Annotated in this window: 3 protein-coding genes and 3 pseudogenes; all 6 read right to left on the bottom strand. The window is 45.7% G+C overall.

What is annotated here, in order from left to right:
* Positions 1–267, bottom strand: a pseudogene (locus tag EWV84_RS09955) (Uma2 family endonuclease); the annotation flags it as partial.
* Between the two features lie 352 nt (positions 268–619).
* A complete protein-coding gene (locus EWV84_RS22870; RefSeq protein WP_353737479.1) occupies positions 620–895 on the bottom strand; it encodes a protease inhibitor I42 family protein in 276 nt (91 codons plus the stop codon).
* 112 nt (positions 896–1007) lie between these two features.
* Positions 1008–2600, bottom strand: coding sequence for a C1 family peptidase (locus tag EWV84_RS09950; protein ID WP_287077865.1), 1593 nt, complete (start codon positions 2598–2600; stop codon positions 1008–1010).
* Positions 2601–3226: 626 nt separating this feature from the next.
* A pseudogene (locus EWV84_RS09945) lies at positions 3227–3634 on the bottom strand (transposase); the annotation flags it as partial.
* 299 nt (positions 3635–3933) lie between these two features.
* Positions 3934–4266 (bottom strand): helix-turn-helix domain-containing protein, encoded by a 333-nt coding sequence (locus EWV84_RS09940; protein WP_502705764.1) that lies wholly within the window; start codon positions 4264–4266, stop codon positions 3934–3936.
* Positions 4267–4405: 139 nt separating this feature from the next.
* Positions 4406–4858, bottom strand: a pseudogene (locus EWV84_RS09935) (Uma2 family endonuclease); the annotation flags it as partial.

The following is a 4858-nucleotide window of genomic DNA, read 5'->3' as shown; positions in this document are numbered from 1 at the left end:
CAGTCGCACAGTAGTATTATCCAGTGTTTCTACCCCCGGTGTCGCCACTTCGTAGGCAGTTAACCAACCGATAATATTAGCGTGGGGTTTACCGTGGTTTTTGGCTCTCACCGCAGCTGCCATATAAACAACTCCTGCGATTAATTCAGCTTTTTTTAGCTGTGTCATTGCTTGATAACGGCGCTCGAATTCAGGACGAGTTAATCTATCGCCATTTTCGAGAGGGGGAATAGATACAGGGGAAATTATCGAAGTAGATAAGCTCATAATGTTTACCGATAGTTGAGATTTTTCCCTCGCTAGATGGAATTAGCATTGAGCAAATTTTCTCGAAATATTTGATATTCTTGACGGGAGCATCCCAGTTTGTCACTGAGTAGAAATACTTAGAGAAAACCTGCGATTAAGATAAGCACAGCGCAGGCGTAGCATTTGTGAAACATATTGGGGAGACCACTGAGCACCGGATAACTTTAAACGAGTACCAATACCATTTTTTCAAGGAGAACTAGAGGTGGCTTCGTCCGTGAGAGTTTTGATATCTTGAGCAACTTCTCTCTGTTTTTCCTCCTTCGCTTTTTTCAGAACTTTCACCTAGTACTCGGTGTCCCTTCCTCAATCAGGAAACGACACCAGTGAGCGTGAAGGTCTTGATCGCTGGTGTGGCTGATTCCCACTCTCGACAACATCGGAGTGTGATCACGAAGGCTCCTGGATATCCTGCCCGGAGTAGAAACCGCCGCTGCCCCCCGGTGCCGATACCTTCACCTGAAACCGTAAACTCGTCAAACTCGTCGCTAACTAGAACGATAGCTTGCGATGGAGATACATCAAGAATCCACCGATAACCTGTGGTAGGGTTCTCAGCTAGTACCACATCGAACACCTCACCCATACTGAGTTCAGTACTTGAGCCATTATTCTGAAGGGTGAAAGAATGAGACATACTTATCACGGTGATACAGGAATTAATGCGCCCGCCCCCAATAGGAGGGGCGCACGTTGCCCTAGGGGTTGACGTTGATGGTGATGGTGACGCCCTGCCCCTTCTTCTGGGTGAAAGCGGCACCGGTTTCTATGGAGAACGAACTCGGGACATCGCCCGTATCACCCACTGTTTCACCAGTGAGCGGGGCAGTAGATTCCGGGGTTAGCGTAAACGAGGCAGGAGTTCCACCCGATTCCGTAAGGCCGAAGCTGGACTTATCCGGCGTCATCCCCGAGGATGCCGCCGGCCCTTCGACACGAAACGAACTGGGGATATCCTCCATCTGGCTGGGCTCTACGCTGGCAGCAGAGGTGTAGACATAGCACTGGATGCCCTCGTAGTTCCAGCCGTAGCGGCCGCTGCCTAGTTCACTCCAGTTGGTCGTGTAGAAATGGTCGCCAGCACTCCCGTTCCAGTAACGGTACAGCGGCACCGACCCAGATGCCTGAGCTGGAAGCACGTAGCACTGGATGCCCTCGTAGTTCCAGCCGTAGCGGCCGCTGCCTAGTTCACTCCAGTTGGTCGTGTAGAAATGGTCGCCGATGGAGGGATTCCAGTAACGGTACAGCGGCACCGACCCAGATTTCTGGGCAGAGAACACGTAGCACTGGATGCCCTCGTAGTTCCAGCCGTAGCGGCCGCCGCCTAGTTCACTCCAGTTGGTCGTGTAGAAGTGATCTGTGGCATTCGGGTTCCAGTAGCGATAGAGTGGAACACGCTGGGAGCTGAGAGGGGGTACCGTCACCCCCCACATTGTCGCATCGATACCGCACTCCCCATAAGCAATTCGGAAAAAGCCCTGATCGCCCCACGTTGTATTCCAACTATTTTTGCAGATCCAGCACTGAGCCGCGTCATCGTATCCAACTACGCACACGCAGTGACCACCGGCCCGTTCACCGGTGACATGCCGGTACACGCCTGACCTGTAGGCGAAAAAATCATTGTAAACCGTGAAGCAAGCCGCCAGAGCGCCCTGGCTTGAGAGCCACTCCTTCATCTGCTCTGGGTTGGTAAACTGGGTCCATGACGTGATTTTGGTGACGCGCTGCTGCCAGTTTGCACAGAGATTGGTGCAATTCTGATCGCCGCCCGTGTACGGATAACAGGCATCGTCCACTACGCCTGTGTTCTTGAATCCATCAAGGGCAGGTGGAACCCACCAGCCCCCATTGGGACCGCTGCACATCCTCCCCTGTGCTCTGGCAATACAATAGAAAAGGTGCGCTTCGGATAGGTCAATGCTCAACCCAGGATTTTTGCGAGCAACGCGAAGGGTTGTTTCCACGGTTGCTACAGAGCCGAACGCAACGCATGAGCCGCAACTCCCCTGATCCTTCACCGGAGTGACGTAGTTGCTGCCCCCCACATTGCGTAAGTCGTAGCTTGCCGGACGGCCAAAGGCGGCAGCGATTCCCGCCGCGTGCAGCTGAAGGTTGGCTTGCGCCAGACCTTCGCGCTCGATAAGTGACGGCTCTTCTGGCCCTGGTGTGTAACCCAGCCGTAGTTCACGCTCCTCCTGTAGCAAGTTGGTAAGCGACGTCTCGCCAACCTCCCAGCTTGCTCCCTGAGAGGCAACTTCCTGTGCTATTTCCTCGAATGGTATTGTCATCTGAAAGCTCCTAAATTACGGCTCTTCGTTACTTGGTATGGTTTGATCGGGGGGCATAAATCGACTAAATCCTTATCTGGCAAGAGACTTAATTGATTAGTTCGCTCTAGATCAAAAACAATAACCTCTCTATAAAGATATTGTCATGGCAACGTCCTCTCCCATACATACTTATTTGGATAGAACTTTTGCAAATTGATTATATGTTATGATAGCGGGATGACTAATTTTCCCAAAAAAATTAGTTAGTGCATTTGTTCTGAATAAAAAACCTGAAGTTTAACTTTTAACCCAAAACTCTTTAGATATGCCTTAATTTGGTTGTCAAAACCTCTTTATTTAGGGTTTGCTGAAAAAGCCTTTCCTGGGGGCAGGGTGTGGGGTGTGGGGTGTGGGGTTTTATCGATTTTCAGGTGTTCAACTACCTAATTTTCAGGGAAAAAGCACCTGAATTTTCCCCCCGATCCCCGCAATGGCTGGCACTTTTTGAGGGGAAAAAAGTCTAAAAGTCTTATCCAACAAGGTTTTAAGATTTATTCAGCAAACCCTATTTAAGCAGCACAAACTATCTCAATTATAAAAATTGAGAATAAATTCTCCTTGACTTGATTAATGTTTGGCAACTTTTAAGAAGCTGCTACACCTATCCCTAACTCATAGTTATAAATAGCCGCCAACAGGTTAACTCTTAAACTATATCTTCGACGAAGATTCCGATATTTACAGGATAAGATTTTCAAGATTTTGAGTTTCCTATTTATAGGTTCAATGATAATCCTTTCTTTGGCTAAAGCCTTGTTATACTCCTTTTCTAACTCGGTTAATTTTCTATTTTTCGGTTTCTTTTTCGGTGTATAACTATTACTATGGTATGCAGCTATTCCCTGATAACCACTGTCTTCTATGCTGGTAGTTAAAGGATGAAAACGGACTCGACTTTTTTTAAATAAACTAAAATCATGACCTCTACCTTTCCCACAAAAGACACAGATAATTTCCTCGGTATTTTGATCAGCTACTAATTGGGATTTTAGGTTCTTCGGTTTGTGTTAGCTTCGATTTTTGCCAATTGTTTTCGATCTAGAACGAGCTAATCAATTAAGTCTCTTGCCGGATAAGGATTTAGCCGATTTATGCCCCCTGATCGAACCATACCAAGTAACGAAGAACCGGATTTTAAAGTATGATAACCTCTTTTACCTGAAAAAAAATCTTTCTGTTTCTTTTTGGGGCGTTCAATGGGAGTTTCCGTTACATCCATTACCGTTACGACCGGTATCTCTGATTGATTTAGTAGAGCTTTTTTTCCTTTTAAACGGAAGTTTCCCGATTGTCAAAGCATTTTTTCCGTCTTATTTACAATCCGACATATAGTTGATTCTGATATTTGACCGCTTGTACCAATGTGAAAATATGTTCTATATTCTCGCCAATATTCTAACGTTACTAAAACTTGTTCTTCTATAGATAGTTTAGGTTTCGGTCTCCTTTTAGATGCTGAATTAGAGTCGGCTTCAACACTTTTGACTGATTCTACCATCTTTCTGTATGTTTGTTTATACACACCGAAACGGCGTTTGAATTGTTCATCTGATAAGTTTTGATAATCCATATTTTTGCTAATAAACATAGCAAAAGTATAGATGATTTCCTGACCTAAGATCACATTTTATTCTTTTTTCCACTTCCATCTAAAAATTGAGAAAAAAGCCAGAACCTCCATCATACCATAAAAAAATTATGCAGGGGGTCTGATATTTACTCGCTTTAAACATTCCGTAAACTCCTTCGAGGTAAAAGGTAAATTCTTGACTAGCTATTCCTTGCTGTAACACTGCCAAAACTTCGGCTAAATTCCCCGATAATAAAGCATTTTTATCTAGCCATAATCCAGGGAAGACTTGGGAGCAAAAGATGTTATTTTGATTTGATTCTAGGGGCAAATATTCCCCATCAGTTAAGCGAAACCAATCCAATTGAACGTCATAAACTCGCCAGATAATATACTCTTGCACTCCATGACGACGATAAACTTTGAGTTTTTCGTGTAAATCGTAGGAAGCAGTAGAAGCGGCAATTTCCACGATTAATTCCGGCGCGCCTTCCAGATAATCATCTTCACTAATGCTTGATTGTCCACCGGTTTCTATTCTTAATAAAGCATCTGGTTGTGGTTGATTATCCCCATCCAGTCGCACAGTAGTATTATCCAGTGTTTCTACCCCCGGTGTCGCCACTTCGTAGGCAGTTAACCAACC

Source organism: Microcystis sp. M_QC_C_20170808_M3Col, from assembly GCF_007095505.1.
Lineage (GTDB): Bacteria > Cyanobacteriota > Cyanobacteriia > Cyanobacteriales > Microcystaceae > Microcystis.
This window is presented reverse-complemented; position numbering and strand designations above follow the sequence as displayed.

Coding starts and splice junctions, on each gene's coding strand:
- EWV84_RS22870 (WP_353737479.1), bottom strand. CDS start 895: ATGGGTGAGGTGTTCGATGTGGTACTAGCTGAGAACCCTACCACAGGT.
- EWV84_RS09950 (WP_287077865.1), bottom strand. CDS start 2,600: ATGACAATACCATTCGAGGAAATAGCACAGGAAGTTGCCTCTCAGGGA.